This is a genomic window from Streptomyces sp. NPDC016640 (assembly GCF_043076215.1).
Lineage (GTDB): Bacteria > Actinomycetota > Actinomycetes > Streptomycetales > Streptomycetaceae > Streptomyces.
In genome coordinates this window covers 82853-98689 of record NZ_JBIBRG010000020.1, presented here as the reverse complement: position 1 = coordinate 98689, position 15837 = coordinate 82853, and the positions used below count along the sequence as shown (strand labels likewise).

20 protein-coding genes are annotated in these 15837 nt (G+C 74.6%); 12 read left to right on the top strand and 8 right to left on the bottom strand.

The features are described 5' to 3' along the window. Positions 1-9: 9 nt before the first annotated feature. Positions 10-345 (bottom strand): YnfA family protein, encoded by a 336-nt coding sequence (locus ACF07S_RS31190; RefSeq protein ID WP_391966002.1) that lies wholly within the window; start codon positions 343-345, stop codon positions 10-12. Positions 346-529: 184 nt separating this feature from the next. Here ACF07S_RS31190 and ACF07S_RS31185 point away from each other — a divergent pair, with 184 nt between their 5' ends. The 6 genes from ACF07S_RS31185 to ACF07S_RS31160 all read left to right on the top strand — a co-directional run bounded on the left by ACF07S_RS31185 (position 530) and on the right by ACF07S_RS31160 (position 6645). After that, entirely contained in the window at positions 530-1621 is a 1092-nt protein-coding gene (locus ACF07S_RS31185) for an LLM class flavin-dependent oxidoreductase (protein WP_391966003.1), read from the top strand. Beyond that, positions 1618-2271, top strand: a complete 654-nt coding sequence (locus tag ACF07S_RS31180) for an FMN reductase (protein ID WP_391975705.1) — start codon at positions 1618-1620, stop codon at positions 2269-2271. Before ACF07S_RS31185 ends, ACF07S_RS31180 begins: the two co-directional genes overlap by 4 nt. Before the next feature lie 73 nt (positions 2272-2344). Further along, complete coding sequence (locus ACF07S_RS31175) at positions 2345-3067, top strand: response regulator transcription factor (protein WP_391966005.1); 723 nt, start codon at positions 2345-2347, stop codon at positions 3065-3067. Further along, a complete protein-coding gene (locus ACF07S_RS31170) occupies positions 3068-4546 on the top strand; it encodes an ATP-binding protein (RefSeq protein ID WP_391966006.1) in 1479 nt (492 codons plus the stop codon). It begins immediately after the preceding gene. Between the two features lie 70 nt (positions 4547-4616). Next, a complete protein-coding gene (locus tag ACF07S_RS31165; RefSeq protein WP_391966007.1) occupies positions 4617-5882 on the top strand; it encodes an ArgE/DapE family deacylase in 1266 nt (421 codons plus the stop codon). A gap of 55 nt (positions 5883-5937) precedes the next feature. Then, a complete protein-coding gene (locus tag ACF07S_RS31160) occupies positions 5938-6645 on the top strand; it encodes an AAA family ATPase (RefSeq protein ID WP_391975704.1) in 708 nt (235 codons plus the stop codon). Positions 6646-6753: 108 nt separating this feature from the next. On the opposite strand, the gene ACF07S_RS31155 is transcribed toward ACF07S_RS31160, so the two are convergent. The 3 genes from ACF07S_RS31155 to ACF07S_RS31145 form a co-directional block, all read right to left on the bottom strand. Further along, entirely contained in the window at positions 6754-7245 is a 492-nt protein-coding gene (locus ACF07S_RS31155) for a DUF4396 domain-containing protein (RefSeq protein ID WP_391975703.1), read from the bottom strand. 157 nt (positions 7246-7402) lie between these two features. After that, positions 7403-8038, bottom strand: a complete 636-nt coding sequence (locus ACF07S_RS31150) for a DUF305 domain-containing protein (RefSeq protein WP_391975702.1) — start codon at positions 8036-8038, stop codon at positions 7403-7405. 122 nt (positions 8039-8160) lie between these two features. Beyond that, complete coding sequence (locus tag ACF07S_RS31145) at positions 8161-8565, bottom strand: DUF6153 family protein (RefSeq protein WP_391966011.1); 405 nt, start codon at positions 8563-8565, stop codon at positions 8161-8163. 255 nt (positions 8566-8820) lie between these two features. On the opposite strand from ACF07S_RS31145, the gene ACF07S_RS31140 reads away from it, so the two are divergent. Then, positions 8821-9543: a hypothetical protein gene (locus ACF07S_RS31140; RefSeq protein WP_391966012.1), complete on the top strand. Its 723-nt coding sequence runs from the start codon at positions 8821-8823 to the stop codon at positions 9541-9543. A gap of 221 nt (positions 9544-9764) precedes the next feature. After that, positions 9765-10406, top strand: a complete 642-nt coding sequence (locus ACF07S_RS31135; protein ID WP_391975701.1) for a sigma-70 family RNA polymerase sigma factor — start codon at positions 9765-9767, stop codon at positions 10404-10406. 144 nt (positions 10407-10550) lie between these two features. Here the strand turns inward: ACF07S_RS31135 and ACF07S_RS31130 are convergent, their stop codons facing one another. Together ACF07S_RS31130 and ACF07S_RS31125 are read right to left on the bottom strand one after the other, a co-directional pair. After that, positions 10551-10970, bottom strand: coding sequence for an arsenate reductase ArsC (locus ACF07S_RS31130; RefSeq protein ID WP_391975700.1), 420 nt, complete (start codon positions 10968-10970; stop codon positions 10551-10553). Between the two features lie 41 nt (positions 10971-11011). Next, on the bottom strand, positions 11012-11146 hold the full coding sequence (locus ACF07S_RS31125) for a hypothetical protein (RefSeq protein ID WP_391966015.1): 135 nt from the start codon (positions 11144-11146) through the stop codon (positions 11012-11014). A gap of 74 nt (positions 11147-11220) precedes the next feature. Between ACF07S_RS31125 and ACF07S_RS31120 the strand changes: the two genes are divergently transcribed. Further along, positions 11221-11529 carry a helix-turn-helix transcriptional regulator gene (locus tag ACF07S_RS31120; RefSeq protein ID WP_142193847.1) on the top strand — a complete coding sequence of 103 codons (309 nt, stop codon included), beginning with the start codon at positions 11221-11223 and terminating at the stop codon, positions 11527-11529. Beyond that, the gene (arsB, locus tag ACF07S_RS31115; RefSeq protein WP_391966016.1) at positions 11526-12638 is read left to right on the top strand and encodes an ACR3 family arsenite efflux transporter; all 1113 of its coding nucleotides are present in this window, start codon (positions 11526-11528) and stop codon (positions 12636-12638) included. The genes ACF07S_RS31120 and arsB overlap by 4 nt, the downstream gene beginning before the upstream one ends. Before the next feature lie 115 nt (positions 12639-12753). Here the strand turns inward: arsB and ACF07S_RS31110 are convergent, their stop codons facing one another. Then, positions 12754-13119, bottom strand: a complete 366-nt coding sequence (locus ACF07S_RS31110; RefSeq protein WP_391966017.1) for an ArsR/SmtB family transcription factor — start codon at positions 13117-13119, stop codon at positions 12754-12756. 74 nt (positions 13120-13193) lie between these two features. Here ACF07S_RS31110 and ACF07S_RS31105 point away from each other — a divergent pair, with 74 nt between their 5' ends. Together ACF07S_RS31105 and ACF07S_RS31100 are read left to right on the top strand one after the other, a co-directional pair. Beyond that, the gene (locus ACF07S_RS31105; protein WP_391966018.1) at positions 13194-13364 is read left to right on the top strand and encodes a hypothetical protein; all 171 of its coding nucleotides are present in this window, start codon (positions 13194-13196) and stop codon (positions 13362-13364) included. A gap of 32 nt (positions 13365-13396) precedes the next feature. Further along, entirely contained in the window at positions 13397-14791 is a 1395-nt protein-coding gene (locus ACF07S_RS31100) for an NAD(P)-binding domain-containing protein (RefSeq protein WP_391966019.1), read from the top strand. Positions 14792-15113: 322 nt separating this feature from the next. On the opposite strand, the gene ACF07S_RS31095 is transcribed toward ACF07S_RS31100, so the two are convergent. Further along, positions 15114-15752 carry a hypothetical protein gene (locus ACF07S_RS31095; protein WP_391966020.1) on the bottom strand — a complete coding sequence of 213 codons (639 nt, stop codon included), beginning with the start codon at positions 15750-15752 and terminating at the stop codon, positions 15114-15116. Between the last annotated feature and the right edge of the window lie 85 nt (positions 15753-15837).

Here is a 15837-nt window from a genome sequence, read left to right as displayed (position 1 = left end):
ACGCGGGGATCAGCCGTTGCGCGGGGCCCACATGATCACGGCCATGCCGGCGAGGCAGACCAGCGCGCCGGTGATGTCCCAGCGGTCCGGGCGGTAGCCGTCGGCGACCACGCCCCACAGGAGGGAGCCGGCGACGAAGACGCCGCCGTACGCGGCGAGGACGCGGCCGAAGTGGGCGTCGGGCTGGAAGGTGGCGACGAAGCCGTAGGCGCCGAGGGCGAGGACGCCGCCGGCCGCCCACATCCAGCCGCGGTGTTCGCGTACGCCCTGCCAGACCAGCCAGGCGCCGCCGATCTCCAGCAGGGCGGCGAGGACGAACAGGGCGGCGGAGCGGAGGATGAGCATGCGCGCAGCCTCGCACACGCGTCCGCCGGTTCCCCGCGCGTCACCTGGTGGGCGGGTTCGTGCGGTACGGGGGCGGGCGGCGTAGCCGTCGCGGCCGGGCGCCCCGGGGCGGGGGAATAGGAGGGGGCGGGAGGCCGTTCCAGGGGTATAGTTGAACCGTCAACAATCTGGAGGGTGAGCGGCCATGCAGTTCGGGATCTTCAGCGTCGGGGATGTCACGCCCGACCCGACCACGGGGCGTACGCCGACCGAGCGCGAGCGGATCAAGGCCATGGTCGCCATCGCGCTGAAGGCCGAGGAAGTGGGCCTGGACGTGTTCGCGACCGGGGAGCACCACAACCCGCCGTTCGTGCCGTCCTCGCCGACCACCATGCTCGGCTACATCGCGGCGCGCACCGAGCGGCTGGTCCTGTCCACCTCCACCACCCTGATCACCACCAACGACCCGGTGAAGATCGCCGAGGACTTCGCGATGCTCCAGCACCTGGCCGACGGCCGGGTGGACCTGATGATGGGCCGCGGCAACACCGGGCCGGTCTATCCCTGGTTCGGGCAGGACATCCGCCGGGGCATCGACCTCGCGATCGAGAACTACGCCCTGCTGCACCGGCTGTGGCGCGAGGACGTCGTCGACTGGGAGGGGACGTTCCGCACCCCGCTGCAGGGCTTCACCGCCACGCCCCGTCCGCTGGACGGCGTCCCGCCGTTCGTCTGGCACGGCTCCATCCGCTCGCCGGAGATCGCCGAGCAGGCCGCCTACTACGGTGACGGCTTCTTCCACAACAACATCTTCTGGCCCGCCGACCACACCAAGCGCATGGTCGAGCTGTACCGGACCCGCTACGCCCACTACGGGCACGGCACCCCCGAGCAGGCGGTCGTCGGACTCGGCGGGCAGGTGTTCATGCGGCGGAACTCGCAGGACGCGGTGCGCGAGTTCCGCCCGTACTTCGACGTCGCGCCGGTCTACGGGCACGGGCCCTCGCTGGAGGAGTTCACCGAGCAGACCCCGCTGACCGTGGGCTCCCCGCAGCAGGTCATCGAGAAGACGCTGTCCTTCCGCGAGTACGCCGGTGACTACCAGCGCCAGCTGTTCCTGATGGACCACGCCGGGCTGCCGCTGAAGACCGTGCTGGAACAACTGGACCTGCTCGGCGAGGAGGTCGTGCCGGTACTGCGCGAGGAGTTCGCCAGGAACCGCCCGGCGGGCGTGCCGGACGCGCCCGTCCACACCTCGCTGCTGGCCGCCGCCGCCAAGGAAGGAGCGCGGGCGTGAAACTCGTCGTCGTGTCCGCCGGACTGAGCGTGCCGTCGTCCACCCGGCTGCTCGGTGACCGCCTGGCCGCAGCCGCAGCCGCAGCCGCAGCCGCAGCCGCGGCCGCCCCGGCCGCGACCGCACCGGACCCCGCCCCCGCCGAGGTCCCGGTGATCGAACTGCGCGACCTCGCCGTGGAGATCGCGCACACCTTCACCCACGGCTTCCCGGGACGGGCGCTGGCCGGCGCGTTCGACGCGGTGGCGGGGGCCGACGGGCTGATCGTGGTCACACCGGTGTTCTCGGCGTCGTACAGCGGACTGTTCAAGTCGTTCTTCGACGCCCTGAGCGTCACCGACGAGGGCGCCCTCGCGGGCAAGCCGGTGCTGATCGCCGCGACCGGCGGCACCGCCCGGCACTCGCTCGTCCTGGACCACGCGCTGCGGCCGCTCTTCTCCCACCTCAAGGCCGTCGTCGTCCCCACCGGCGTCTACGCCGCCTCCGAGGACTGGGGCGCCGGAGGGCTGGACGGGCGGATCGGGCGCGCGGCCGGGGAACTGGCGGCGCTGACGGCGGGGCCGTCCACCGCCCGTCCGGCGCCCGGGCGGGACTCCTTCCGGGAGGTCGTCCCGTTCGAGGAGCGGCTCGCCGCACTGCGGCCCACCGGGTGAGAGCCCGGTGAGAAGCGGGGCCACCGGGGCCCGGGCCCCGGAGCGCCGCCCGCCGTCTTGGCACACTGGCCCCGTGCCCCACACCGTTCTGCTCGCCGAAGACGACCGAGCCATCCGCAACGCGCTGGAACGCGCCCTGACCCTGGAGGGCTACCGGGTCACGGCCGTCGCCGACGGCGCCGAGGCCCTCGCGCAGGTCCACCGCAGCCGCCCCGACGTGCTGGTGCTGGACGTGATGATGCCCGGCGTCGACGGGCTCCAGGTGTGCCGGGTGCTGCGCGCCGAGGGCGACCGCACCCCCGTGCTGATGCTGACGGCGCTGGTGGAGACCGCCGACCGGATCGCGGGCCTCGACGCGGGCGCCGACGACTACGTCGTCAAGCCGTTCGACGTCGAGGAGGTCTTCGCCCGGCTGCGGGCCCTGCTGCGCCGGGTCGCCCCGCCCGCGCCGGCGGCCCCCGGGCCCGCACCGGAGGCGGCGCCGCAGACGTCCGGACGGTTCGTCGAGGCGGCCGGCCTGCGCCTGGACCCGGGGGCCCGCCGCGCCTGGCGGGGCGGGCGGGAACTGGAGCTCACCCGCACCGAGTTCGAACTCCTGGAGCTGCTGCTCCGCAACGCGGGCGTCGTCCTGGAGCACGCCACCGTCTACGACCGCATCTGGGGCTACGACTTCGGCCCCGGCTCCAAGAACCTCGCCGTCTACGTCGGCTACCTGCGCCGCAAGCTGGACGAGCCCGGCGCACCGCAGCTGATCCACACCGTGCGCGGGGTGGGTTACGTGCTCCGGGAGGGCTGAGTGTCCCAAGGCGCCCACTCCGGCGGCCCGGGCCGCGCGCCCGGACGGCCGGTGCCGCGACGGCGGCTGCGGCTGCTGTCGCTGGGCACCACGTTCGCGGTGGCGTTCGCCGCCGTGACCGCCACCGTCACCGTCCTGGTCGGCATCCTGTCGTACAGCGCGGCGGCCCGGCTGGTGCGGGTGGACCAGCTGTCCGTGTTCCACGAGGTCGTACAGGACCTGCGGGACGAGGTGCGGGAGAACCGGATGGCGCCGGTCGACTTCTCCTCCGCCGCGCCCGGCCACGACCTGGTGCGGCCCGCGCGGACCGACGTGCAGGTGCTCGGGCCGGACGGCAGCGTCTTCGACCCCGGCGACCCCGGGCTGCCGGTGGTCGCCGCCGACCGCCGCGTCGCGGGCGCGGCCACGGCCGGACGCGCGGTGGAGCACGCGGACGTCGACGTCGGCGACGACGTCTACCGGGTGGCGACCGTCGCGCTGGGCGGCGGCCGGGGCGCGGTGCAGATCGCGCAGGAGTTCAGCGACACCGAGGACCTGCTGCGGGCGCTCCAGCGGCGCACGCTGATCCTGATGGCGGCGGTGGTGGTCGGGGCCGGGCTGTTCGGCTGGTGGGTGGCCCGGCGCATCACGCGCCGGCTGGTCGTCCTCACCAACGCCGCCGAGGACGTCGCCCGCACCCGCCGGCTCGGCATCCAGGTGCCCGTCGCCGGCTACGACGAGGTGGGGCGCCTCGGCCGCGCCTTCGACCGGATGCTGGGCCGGCTCGCCCAGTCCGAGGAGGACCAGCGCCGGCTGGTCCAGGACGCCGGGCACGAGCTGCGCACCCCGCTCACCTCGCTGCGCACCAACATCTCGCTGCTGCGCCGCATCGACGAACTCCCGCCCGGCACCCGGGAGGAGCTCGTCGCCGACCTCACCCAGGAGGCCGTCGAGCTGACCGACCTGGTCAACGAGCTGGTCGACCTCGCGGCCGGGCAGTCCGACACCGAGCCGCCGCGGCGGGTCGACCTCGCGGACATCGCCGAGGACGTGGCCGGACTGGCCCGGCGCCGCACCGGACGGCGGATACTGGTCCGCGCGAGCGGCGACACCACGACCCACGGGCGGCCGGGGATGCTCACCCGGGCGCTGTCCAACCTGGTCGAGAACGCCGTGAAGTTCGACCGGGACGGCCGCTCGCCCGTCGAGATCCACGTCGCGGGGCCGGCCCGCCCGGGCACGGTCCGGGTGGAGGTGCGCGACCGGGGGCCCGGGATCGCCGACGACGACCTGGTCCGCGTCTTCGACCGCTTCTACCGCGCCGCCGACGCCCGCTCCCTGCCCGGCTCGGGCCTCGGCCTGTCCATCGTCCGCGAGGTCGCCCTCGCCCACGGCGGGGCCCCGTACGCCCACCGCCGCGCGGAAGGCGGCACCGTCACCGGTTTCACGGTGGGGGGCGGGACGGCGGGCGCGGGAACGGGTGACCCGGCCGAGGCGTAGCCGTGGGCCTCCCTGCGCAGGTATGCGGTGGGGGCGGCGGGTGCCGTTTCCCCGGCTGAGGGGAGGGCTCGTGCTGACGGACCAGGAGAGGGCCGCGCTGGCGGCGGTCGACGAGGAGGCCCTGGGACGGACGCTGCTGGAGCTGATCGCGGTGCCCAGTGTGACGGGGAGCGCCGCGGAGTCGGAGCTCCAGCACCAGCTGGCCGGGCGGCTGGAGTGGCTCGGCATGGACGTCGACCTGTGGCCGCTGGATCTGCCCGCGCTCCGCGCCGACCCGGACTTCCCGGGCACCGAGGCGCCCCGGGACGAGGCGTGGGGGCTGGTCGGGACCACCTCCGACGGCGGCGACGGGCCCACCCTGATCCTGCAGGGCCATGTCGACGTCGTACCGCCGGGCGACCTCGCCGCGTGGGACGGCGACCCGTTCACGCCGCGGGTGAGCGGGGACCTCGTGCACGGGCGCGGCGCCTGTGACATGAAGGCCGGTATCGCCGCGCACCTCGCCGCGCTCGGGGCGATACGGGCGGCCGGCCTGCGGCTGCGCGGCCGGGTCGCCGCGCACTTCGTCGTCGGCGAGGAGGACGGCGGCGTCGGCGCCTTCGGCACGCTGCGGCGCGGCCACCGCGGCGACGCCTGCGTCATCGCCGAGCCCACCGCCGGCACCCTGATCACCGCCAACGCGGGCGCGCTGACGTTCCGGCTCGCCGTGCCCGGCAGGGCGGCGCACGGCAGTGCGCGGGAGCAGGGGGTCAGCGCCGTCGACGCCTATCTGCCGCTGCACCGGGCGCTGGCCGCGCTGGAGACCGAGCGGAACCGGGACCCGGCCCCGCTGCTCGCCGAGTACCCGATCCCGTACGCCCTGTCGGTGGGCACGCTGCGCGCGGGGGACTGGGCCAGCAGCGTGCCCGATCTGCTGGTCGCCGAGGGCCGGCTGGGCGTACGCCTCGGCGAGGACCCGGCCGACGCGCGCGCCGAGTTCGAGCGGTGCGTGGCGCGGGCGTGTGCCGCGGACCCCTGGCTGCGGGACCGTCCGGCCACGGTGAGCTGGCCGGGCGGGCAGTTCGCGAGCGGCCGGCTGCCCGAGGGGCACGCCCTGGCGGACGCGGTCGGGGCGGCGTACGCGGACGCGACGGGCGGCCCCCGGCCGCGGCAGCGCGGGGCCACCTACGGCAGCGACCTGCGGCACTACGCGGGTGCCGGGATCCCGACGCTGCAGTACGGCCCCGGGGACATCGCGGTGGCGCACAGCGAGCGCGAGCACGTGTCGCTGCGGGACGTGGTCCGGGCCGCGCGGACGCTGGTGCTGACGGTGCTGCGGACCGTGGGGACGAAGTGAGGGACGGGCGCGCGGCGGGCTGACGGCGTCCTCCGCCCCGTGGGAGACTCCCCCCGTGATCATCGAACGTGTGTACGTGGCCGGGAACGCGTACGACGAGGGGGGGTGGCCCTGGTCCGTCCCCTGCGTGCGCGAACTCCTCGGCGAGGGGCTGCGGTTCACCGCCCCGGTGACCTTCGTCGTCGGGGAGAACGGCTCGGGCAAGTCGACCCTGGTCGAGGCCCTCGCCGAGGGCTTCGGCCTGGACTCCTGGGGCGGCTCGCACGAATGGCGCTACGCGAGCCACCGCGCCAAGTCCGTCCTGGGCGAACGCGTCCGCTTCGACGCGGCCCCCCGGGGCCGTCGGATGCTCGCCTCCTGGTCCGCCCGCCAGGGCTTCTTCCTGCGCGCCGAGACGGCTCTGGACGCCCTCGACCGGGAAGGGCTCGCCCCCGGCTCGCGCAGCCACGGCGAGGGGTTCCTCGCCGCCTTCCGGGGCAAGTTCCTGCGTCCCGGCCTGTACGTGCTGGACGAGCCGGAGGCGGCCCTGTCCTTCTCCTCCTGCCTCGAACTGCTCGGCCACATCGACCGGTTGTCCGGCGCCGGCGCCCAGGTCGTCTGCGCCACGCACTCCCCGCTGCTGACCGCTCTGCCCGGCGCGGACATCATCGAGGTGGGCGACCACGGCCTCCGCCGCACCTCCTGGAAGGACCTGGCCCTGGTCGACCACTGGCGCCGCTACCTCGCCGATCCGGCCGCCTATCTCCGGCACGTGCTGGACTGACCGAGGGCGGCGGGCCGAGGGCGGTGGGCCGGGAGCGGCGGGCCGAGGGGCGCGGGTCGGTGCGGCGGGTGGGCGCAGTGGACCGGTGCTGCGGGCCGGCGCGGTGGTTCAGTGGTGGGCGTGGACGACGGCGTGGCCCTTGCCGCGTCCGATCATCCACTTGTTGACCGGTGTGGTGACCACGAACGCCACGGCGAAGCCGCCGAGCAGCGCCGACCAGAACAGCCCGTCCGACAGGTGCGCGTCCATCGCGCCCGGCGTCAGCGCGATGACGGCGTTGTCGACCAGTTCCATCACCGCGATGGAGACGGTGTCGGCGGCCAGCGCGACCTTGACCGCGGCCTTCGGGGACACCCCGGCGCGGATCACCGCGAAGAGGGTGAAGGAGTAGCCGAAGACGAAGGCGAGCGTGATCGCGAGGATCATCGTCGGCGCGTTGCCCCACAGCAGGGCGGTGCCGATGACCATGCCGAGGATCTCGCCGACGGCGCACCCGGTGAGGCAGTGCAGCGTGGCCTTCGCCGCCGTCCCCCAGGTGGCGCCGTGCGGGTGGACGGCGTGGTCGTGCGCGGCTTCCGGGTGGTGCGTGCCGTGGTCCATGGCCGTCATCCCCTTTCCGGTGTCTCGTCCTGACTTCCTCGGTCCCACGCTCGTCAACCATATACCCCCTAGGGGTATTCCGGGAGGGGCCCGGCCGTCGCCGGCGGCACGGGGCGGGCGCCTGAGGCGTCCGCCCCGTGCCGGAGCGGGGAACGGGTCAGCCCGCGCCGAGCAGCTTGTCCATCCGCTCGATCTCCGCGCTCTGCGAGGTGATGATCTCGCCGGCCATCCTGATGGCCGGGGAGTACGCGCCGCCGGCCCGCTCGGCCTTCGCCATCTCGACCGCGCCCTCGTGATGCCTGATCATCATCTCCATGAAGGCGGTGTCGAACGCCTTGCCCGAGGCGCTCCCGAGCTCCCTCATCTCCTCGTCGGTCATCATGTCGCCGGTGCCGTGCGCGGAGTGGTCCACGGCACCCTCGGCGGGCACCTCCTCGCCCCACGACGTCAGCCAGCCGGACAGCGTCCCGATCTCCGGGCCCTGGGCCTTCCCGATGTCCGCGGCGAGCTTCCTCACCTCGGCCGACCCGGCCCGGGCGGGGGCCAGGCCGGCCATCTCGACGGCCTGGCGGTGGTGCGGGATCATCCCCTTCGCGAAGGCCACGTCAGCGGCGTTGTGCCGACCGTGCGGGGCCGAGGCGGACGGGGACGCGGGCGAGGAGGCGGAGGTCTCGTGCCCGCCGTGGCCGGACGGGCCGCCGCCGTCGCCGCCGCAGGCGGCCAGGGCGAGGGCCGCCGTACCGGCGGCGACGGCGGAGACGGTGCGGCGGACGAGTACGCGCTTGCGGATCATGGTGAAAGGACTCCTTCCCGCACGCCGTTCGCGGCGCGCGGTTCGGGCGGATGTGAGGGCACGCGGAGGCACGGCACCCGCCACCGGGGAATCACGGGGCGAGGGGTGCCGGGCGGGCCGCTCTATATCCGAAGGAGTTGCAGCTCGGCCAGGTCGGGCGGTGCCCGGCCGGCCCGGGACGCCGCCCCGGCGGACGCCGTGGCCGGCGCGGGGGAGGCGAGCGCGTCGGGGGCGGTGTCCGCCGGAGCCGGCGGTACGTACGACGAACCGGTCCCGGCCGCGGCACACGTCCCGTCGGCGTGATCGAGGTGCCCCGATCCGCCGTCCGGGTGGGCGCATCCCCCGGTGAGGTGCGGCACCCCGTCCGCCGCGGCCGCCACCCTCGCGTGGCCGGCGTCCGCGTGCGCCGCGGGGGCCCCGCCCGGGGCCAGGCCGTGCATGCCGAGCACACCGGCCAGAACCGCCAGCACCAGCAGCACGAACAGCCGCCCGGCCGGGCGGCTGCCGTATCGGGTGCTCCTGGTCACGCGCCCATCGTACGAGCCCGCCGCCCGCGCGGTCCGGTGGCCACGCGGTCCGGTGGCCGGTGAGCCGTGGCCGGCGAGCGGTGGCCGCACGGACGCGTCCGTGCGGGGCGGCCGAGGAGGAAGCCGGCCCCAACTCCCCGGAGTTTCCCGCTCTTTGCCGTGACGTGAATCACCGCGGGAGTGCCGGGTGCCGGGCGGGGGAAGGATCCGTACCCCTGCTCGACGGCAGGGCCGGGAATGCGAGGATGAACCGCCATGACTGCCGGGTGGTGTTTCCGCACGACACGGGCCGCGGTCTTCGCGGCCGTCTGCGTGCTGCTCGCCGCCCTGGGGCACGTCCTGATGTCGGGCACCGGGGTGCCCTGGTGGGCACTGGGCACCGCGACGGCGGCGACGGGCGGTGCCGCGTGGTGCCTGGCCGGCCGGGAGCGCGGGGTCCTCCTCGTCTCCTCCGCCGTGGTGGCCGTCCAGACGGCACTGCACACGTGGTTCTCCTACGCGCAGGAGTCGGCGGCACCGTCCGGTCCGGCCGTGCCCCCGATGTCCGCGGACGCCGGCCCGCACTCCCTGGCGCACCTGGGGCACCTGGGGCACGCCGTGCACTCCGCGGCCCACGGGGGCGCCACCGCGGAGTCGTCGACGGCCGCCACGGGTGTCATGGCGTCCATGGACGCCCTGACGGGGACGGGCCACACCACGGGCGGAACGTCCTCCACGGGCATGCTCGCCGCCCACCTGCTGGCCGCGCTGCTGTGCGGCCTGTGGCTCGCGTACGGCGAACGCGCGGCCTTCCGCACCCTGCGGGCCGTCGCCGGATGGCTGGCCGCCCCGCTGCGGCTGCCCCTCGCCCTTGCCGCGCCCCCGCCCCGGCCGCGCGTCGTCGCCCGCCGCGGTCGCGACAGCCGTACGCCGCGCCGGCTGCTCCTCGTCCACGCGATCACCTCCCGGGGTCCGCCCGCGGGAACCGCTGTCGTCTGAGACAGCCGGTTCCCCGACACCGTCCCGGGCGCCCGCCGCGCCCGGGACGGTGTCGGGCAACGGGTGCACGCCACCGAGCGCGCGCACCCGCCCCTCCCACGCCATCACCGGAACCGCCGCGTGCCGCGCACGCCCCGGTCCGGATGCCGGAAGCCCGTCTGCGCGATCCCCTACGCGGAAGCCCGCACGCCGGATCTCCGGATTCCCGAAGAGGACACCAGGTGATCAGTCCTGCCCCGCCCGCCGCGCGCGACAAGACGTCGTACGCGGCGGGAACGAGTGACGAGAACGCGACCTCCGATGCATCCGTGACGGCCTGGGCGCTGGCCGCCCGCGGCGGTGATCCGGAGGCCGTCGAGCGCTTCGTCCGCGCCCTGCACCGAGACGTCCGCCGCTACGTCACCCATCTCTGCGCCGACCCCCAGGCCGCCGACGACCTGGCCCAGGACACCTTCCTGCGGGCCCTCGGCAGCCTGCACCGCTTCGAGGGCCGTTCCTCCGCGCGTACCTGGCTGCTGTCCATCGCCCGCCGCGCGGTGATCGACAGCTACCGGTACGCCGCGGCCCGTCCCCGCCTGGCCGACACCGACGACTGGCAGACGGCCGCCGAGCGCGCCCAGTCACCCGGACTGCCCGGCTTCGACGACGGCGTCGCCCTCGCCGGACTGCTGGAAGCGCTGCCCGACGAGCGCCGTGAGGCGTTCGTCCTCACGCAACTCGTCGGCCTGCCCTACGCGGAGGCGGCCGCGCTCAGCGACTGCCCGGTCGGCACGGTCCGCTCGCGGGTCGCCCGCGCCCGCTCCGCACTGATCCGCTCGCTGCACGACGCCGAGCGGACCGGGCCGGTGGGTGCCGCGGCCTGAGGGGGTGCCTTCGACGGCCGGGCCGCGTGGCGGGGGAAGCGGCTTCGGCGCCTCCATCCGCTCCTCGAACAGCTCCGTGCGCGGATCGCGGCCATCGCGATGAACAGGCCGGTGGCGTCCAGGTCACGGCCGGCGCCGCCGGGGTCACGCCTCCCGCGTGGCGTCGATCTCGGCGACGAGGGCCTCGATGCGGGTCCTGATCTCGTCGCGGATGGGGCGGACGGCTTCGACACCCTTGCCGGCCGGGTCCTCCAGGGCCCAGTCGAGGTACTTCTTGCCGGGGAAGACCGGGCAGGCGTCGCCGCAGCCCATGGTGATGACGTAGTCGGACGCCTGGACGGCCTCGGCGGTGAGGACCCTCGGCTCGGCGCCGGCGATGTCGACGCCGACCTCCTTCATCGCTTCGACGGCGGCGGGGTTGACCCGGTCGCCGGGGACGGAGCCGGCGGAGCGGACCTCGACGCGGTCGCCCGCGAGGTGCTGGAGGAAGCCGGCGGCCATCTGGGAGCGCCCGGCGTTGTGCACGCAGACGAACAGCACGGAGGCGAGCGGAGCGGAGGACATGCGTTCTTCCTTCACGGAGTGGTGGCAGGCGGTGCGGGGGTTCAGGTGCTCGGCAGGCCGGCGGGCGGTCGCCGCACGGTCTCCACCGCGAAGCGGCCGGCGTGCCGGGTGGCGAGGCGGGCCGCGCCGGCGGCGAGGCGCTCGTCGGGCAGGGCGGGAGCGGGGGCGACGGACACAGGAGGCCCTTTCGGCGGACCCGTGGATCAGCCCCAGCTGATATCAGCTTCGGGTGATGTGAGAGTATCAGTCCATGATGACGTCAGTCGACACTGACCTGATCCGGGTGCTGGCCGACCCGCTCAGGCTCCGGATCGTGACCCTGCTCGCCCGCGAGACGCTGTGCACCACCCACCTCGTCGAGGAGACCGGCGCCCGGCAGACCAACCTCTCCAACCACCTGAGGGTCCTGCGCGAGGCCGGGGTCGTGGAGACCGAGCCGTGCGGGCGCTTCACCTACTACAAGCTCCGCGCGGACGTCATCGCCCAGCTCGCCGGGCAGTTCGCCGACCTGGCCGAACAGGCCCGTACCGCCGCCGACAACAAGAGGGCCTGCCCGTGACCTCCACCGAGCCCACCACCGCCTCCGCTCCGGCCGGGGGCGGGGACGACTCGATCGTCAAGAAGCTCTCCACCCTCGACCGCTACCTCGCGGTGTGGATCCTCATCGCCATGGCCGTCGGCCTCGGGCTCGGGCGGGTGATCCCCGGACTGAACGACGCGCTGGCGAAGGTGGAGGTCGGCGGGATCTCCCTGCCGATCGCCCTCGGCCTACTGGTCATGATGTATCCGGTCCTGGCGAAGGTCCGCTACGACAGGCTGGACGCGGTCACCGGTGACCGCAGGCTGATGATCTCCTCCCTGGTCATCAACTGGATCCTCGGGCCCGCGGTGATGTTCGCCCTGGCGTGGATCTTCCTGCCGGACCTGCCCGAGTACCGCACCGGGCTGATCATCGTGGGCCTTGCCCGCTGCATCGCCATGGTGATCATCTGGAACGACCTCGCCTGCGGCGACCGTGAGGCCGCGGCCGTCCTGGTCGCTCTCAACAGCGTCTTCCAGGTGATCGCGTTCGGCCTGCTGGGCTGGTTCTACCTCGACCTGCTGCCCGGCTGGCTGGGCCTGGGCGACGGCGAGCACCTGGACATCTCCATGTGGGAGATCGCCCTGAACGTGGTCGTCTTCCTCGGTGTCCCGCTGCTGGCCGGTTTCCTGACCCGCCGGATCGGCGAGAAGAGGACGGGCCGCGAGAGCTACGAGTCCCGCTTCCTGCCGAGGATCGCCCCCTGGGCGCTGTACGGGCTGCTGTTCACGATCGTGATCCTCTTCGCCCTGCAGGGGAAGACCATCACCTCCCAGCCGCTGGACGTCGCCCGGATCGCGCTGCCGCTGCTGGTCTACTTCGCGGTCATGTTCTTCGGCAGCTTCCTGCTCGGCAAGGGCCTGGGGCTCGCCTACGACCGGACCACCACACTGGCGTTCACCGCGGCGGGCAACAACTTCGAGCTGGCCATCGCGGTCGCCATCGCCACCTTCGGCGTCACCTCCGGGCAGGCCCTGTCCGGCGTCGTCGGACCGCTCATCGAAGTCCCGGTCCTGATCGGCCTCGTCCACGTCGCGCTCGCCTGGCGCAGGAAGTTCACCGCCGGCGCGGTGACGACGGCTCCGTGACGCGGCACGTGGACGTGGTGGTGGCAGGCGGCGGCCCACCGCCTGGACGCGCTCCGGGGGTACCTGCCGCCCGCCCGGTCGCGGCGGCTGAGCACGGGCCCGGTCCGGGCGGCGGTCAGTCGCGCGGGGCGAGCATGGCGGCCATGGCCGCCACCACGGACGGGGCGACCCGGTAGTAGACCCAGGTGCCGCGCCGCTCGGAGGTCAGCAGGCCGGCCTCGCGCAGCTTCTTGAGGTGGTGGGAGACGGTCGGCTGGGAGACGCCGACGTCGGCGATGTCGCACACGCACGCCTCCCCGCCCGGGTGGGAGGCGACCTTGGAGAACAGCCGCAGCCGCACCGGGTCCGACAGCGCCTTGAACATGGCGGCCGTCTTCTCCGCGTCCGCCCGGGACAGCTCCCCGGCGGTGATCGGCGGACAGCACGGCACGACGTCGCCGTCCCGCGGGACGGGCAGCTCCACGGCCTCTGATTTCGACATGTGTCTATGTTGACACCCGTCGATACGGGTGGCAAGCTCCGATGTATCGACAGGCATCGAAGCAAGGGGTCGTCGTGGCCGCCACCCTCCGTGCCGTGCTCACCGGGGCGCGGGCCCGCCGCGCAGCCCGCCACCCGGCCGGCGCCGGTTTCCGCGACGGCCGCGCCCGGGCCGGCGACAGCGCCGCCCGAGCGGCCGGACGCCGGCGGCACGCCCGGCCGGCCGCGTTCGCCCACGCCCGCTGACCCCGTTTCGCCGACAGAGGAGACCGAGCACCATGAGCACCCAGCAGCTGCCCGTCATCGTCATCGGGGCCGGCCCCACCGGACTCGCCGCCGCCGCCCACCTCGTCGGGCGCGGCATCGAGCCCCTCGTCCTGGAAGCGGGCGACAGCGCCGGCGCGGCCGTTCGCGAGTGGAGCCATGTGCGGCTTTTCTCCACCTGGGGCGAGGTCGTCGACCCGGCCGCCGAGAAGCTCCTCGCCCCCACCGGCTGGACCCGTCCCGACCCCGCGACGTACCCGTCCGGTGGTGACTGGGCGGAGCGGTACCTCCGGCCGCTGGCCGACGCCCTCGGCGACAAGGTCCGTACCGGCGCCACCGTCACCGGTGTCTCCCGGGCCGGCCGCGACCGCGTCGTCGACGCCGACCGGGGGTCCCAGCCCTTCGTCGTCCACGTCACCCACGCCGATGGCCGTGAGGAGCGCCTGTCCGCCCGCGCCGTGATCGACGCCTCCGGCACGTGGACCACCCCGTCCCCCGCCGGCGGCAGCGGCCTGCCCGCCCTCGGCGAGAAGGCGATGGCCGACCGCATCACGTACCGGGTGCCCGACCTGAAGGATCCGGCCGTCCGCGCCCGGTACGCGGGCAGGCGCACCGCCGTGATCGGCTCCGGCGCCTCGGCCTTCACCGCGCTCGCCTGCCTCGCCGACCTGGCCACGTCCGAGGACGGAGCCGGGACGCACGCGGTGTGGATCCTGCGCCGGGGCATCTCCGGGTCCACCTTCGGCGGTGGCACCGCCGACCGGCTGCCCGCCCGCGGCGCCCTCGGCCTCGCCGCGAAGGCCGCCGTCGACAAGGGATACGCGGACGCCGTCACGGGCTTCCGTACCGAGGCGTTCGAACGCGACGGCGACGGACGCCTGGTCCTGGTGGGCGAGGACGGCCGACGACTGGAGCCCGTGGACGAGGTGATCGTGCTGACCGGTCTCCGCCCCGACCTGTCCTTCCTCTCCGAGATCCGCCTGAACCTCGACGAGCGCCTCCAGGCCCCGGTGGAACTCGCCCCGCTGATCGACCCCAACCAGCACTCCTGCGGCACCGTCCATCCCCACGGCCACCGCGAACTCTCCCACCCCGAACAGGGCGTCTACCTGGTCGGCATGAAGTCCTACGGCCGCGCCCCGACCTTCCTCGCCATGACCGGGTACGAGCAGGTCCGCTCCGTGGCCGCGGCGATCGCCGGCGACCTCGACGCCGCCGACCGCGTCGAACTCACCCTCCCGGAGACCGGGGTCTGCGGCGGCGCGGGCCTGTTCGACGCCCCCGAGGCCCCGCAGGCCGACGGCGGCGGCTGCTGCGCGCCCGCGCCGCAGCTCGTCCAGCTCGGTGCGCCCGCGGCGGCGGGCGGGGCCGCCGAGGAGATCCCGGCGGGCGGTTGCTGCGGCTCGTGACCGCCCCCGGCACCCAGGACAGCGGGGCCGCGACCGGGACAGGGGACCGGTCGCGGCCCCGCGCCGCTCCGCGCGGCGCGTACCCCGCCGCCGATGTGCCGGGTGGGGCCCGCGGCGCGGGTGATCAGGTACAGCACCCGTGCCGTCACGCGCGCAGTCCACGACGCCCGGCCGGCACACGCGACCGGCCGTTCGGGCGCGGGAGCGCGCCGACGGCGTCCTCCACCGGGTCCACCGAGTGCTCCGGCCGTTTGACGGCCCCTCTCCGCCCCTGACGGGGACGAGGCCCGAAGCCCCCGCCCGTTACCGGTGAAACCCCGGCTCAGGGCCACACCAGGCAGTACGCCTGATGCCCCGCCTCGTGCAGCCGGTGGCTGAAGTCCTGCCACTCGTGCAGGAGCCGGTACACGTTGAACGCGTCCCGGGGGCCGCCCCGGTCCGGGACGGTCGACCAGATGAAGGCCGCCGCGCCGACCGCTTCCTCGCCTATGCCGCGCAGGGGGTCGACGACCGTCATGGGGAGTCTCACGACCGCGTAGTCGGGGTGCAGGACGATCAGTTCCAGGGGCGGGACCTTGTGCAGGGGGACGCCTTCGATGCCGGTGAGGACCATGGCGGCCATGGTTTCCGGCTTGATCTTGGTGAACATGCCGTTCATGCCGAGCTCGTCGCCGCCGAGTTCCTCGGGGCGCATCGAGATCGGGACACGGGCCGCGGTGGCGCCGTCCGGCGCGCCGAAATACTTGTACGTCACCCCCACCCGACCACCATTCCTGCTCCCCGGCCCTCCCGCAGGGCCGCTCCGCCGGTCGATCCGCTCGGATTCGCCGGGTGCGCCGCGTGGCTGGCGTGTCTCGTCCGTACTTCCCGAGTTCTCCGCTTCGCGTCGGTGCCTTCCCCGCCGGGCACGTCGAGGACCCAGGTCATCAGTCCCCTCGCCCAGTCCGCCACCGCGATGCATATCTCCACCCGACTGCTTTTCTGGGACGCGTGGCCCCCGCCGCGCAACCCGATCATCGTGTCAGTGACCTCCCCCACGGCCGCCC

Bases quoted from the DNA above. Each gene is read 5' to 3' on its own strand.
- ACF07S_RS31190 (WP_391966002.1), bottom strand. From the start codon at position 345: ATGCTCATCCTCCGCTCCGCCGCCCTGTTCGTCCTCGCCGCCCTGCTG.
- ACF07S_RS31185 (WP_391966003.1), top strand. From the start codon at position 530: ATGCAGTTCGGGATCTTCAGCGTCGGGGATGTCACGCCCGACCCGACC.
- ACF07S_RS31155 (WP_391975703.1), bottom strand. From the start codon at position 7,245: ATGGACCACGGCACGCACCACCCGGAAGCCGCGCACGACCACGCCGTC.
- ACF07S_RS31150 (WP_391975702.1), bottom strand. From the start codon at position 8,038: ATGATCCGCAAGCGCGTACTCGTCCGCCGCACCGTCTCCGCCGTCGCC.
- ACF07S_RS31140 (WP_391966012.1), top strand. From the start codon at position 8,821: ATGACTGCCGGGTGGTGTTTCCGCACGACACGGGCCGCGGTCTTCGCG.
- ACF07S_RS31130 (WP_391975700.1), bottom strand. From the start codon at position 10,970: ATGTCCTCCGCTCCGCTCGCCTCCGTGCTGTTCGTCTGCGTGCACAAC.
- ACF07S_RS31120 (WP_142193847.1), top strand. From the start codon at position 11,221: ATGATGACGTCAGTCGACACTGACCTGATCCGGGTGCTGGCCGACCCG.
- ACF07S_RS31110 (WP_391966017.1), bottom strand. From the start codon at position 13,119: ATGTCGAAATCAGAGGCCGTGGAGCTGCCCGTCCCGCGGGACGGCGAC.
- ACF07S_RS31100 (WP_391966019.1), top strand. From the start codon at position 13,397: ATGAGCACCCAGCAGCTGCCCGTCATCGTCATCGGGGCCGGCCCCACC.
- ACF07S_RS31095 (WP_391966020.1), bottom strand. From the start codon at position 15,752: ATGCATCGCGGTGGCGGACTGGGCGAGGGGACTGATGACCTGGGTCCT.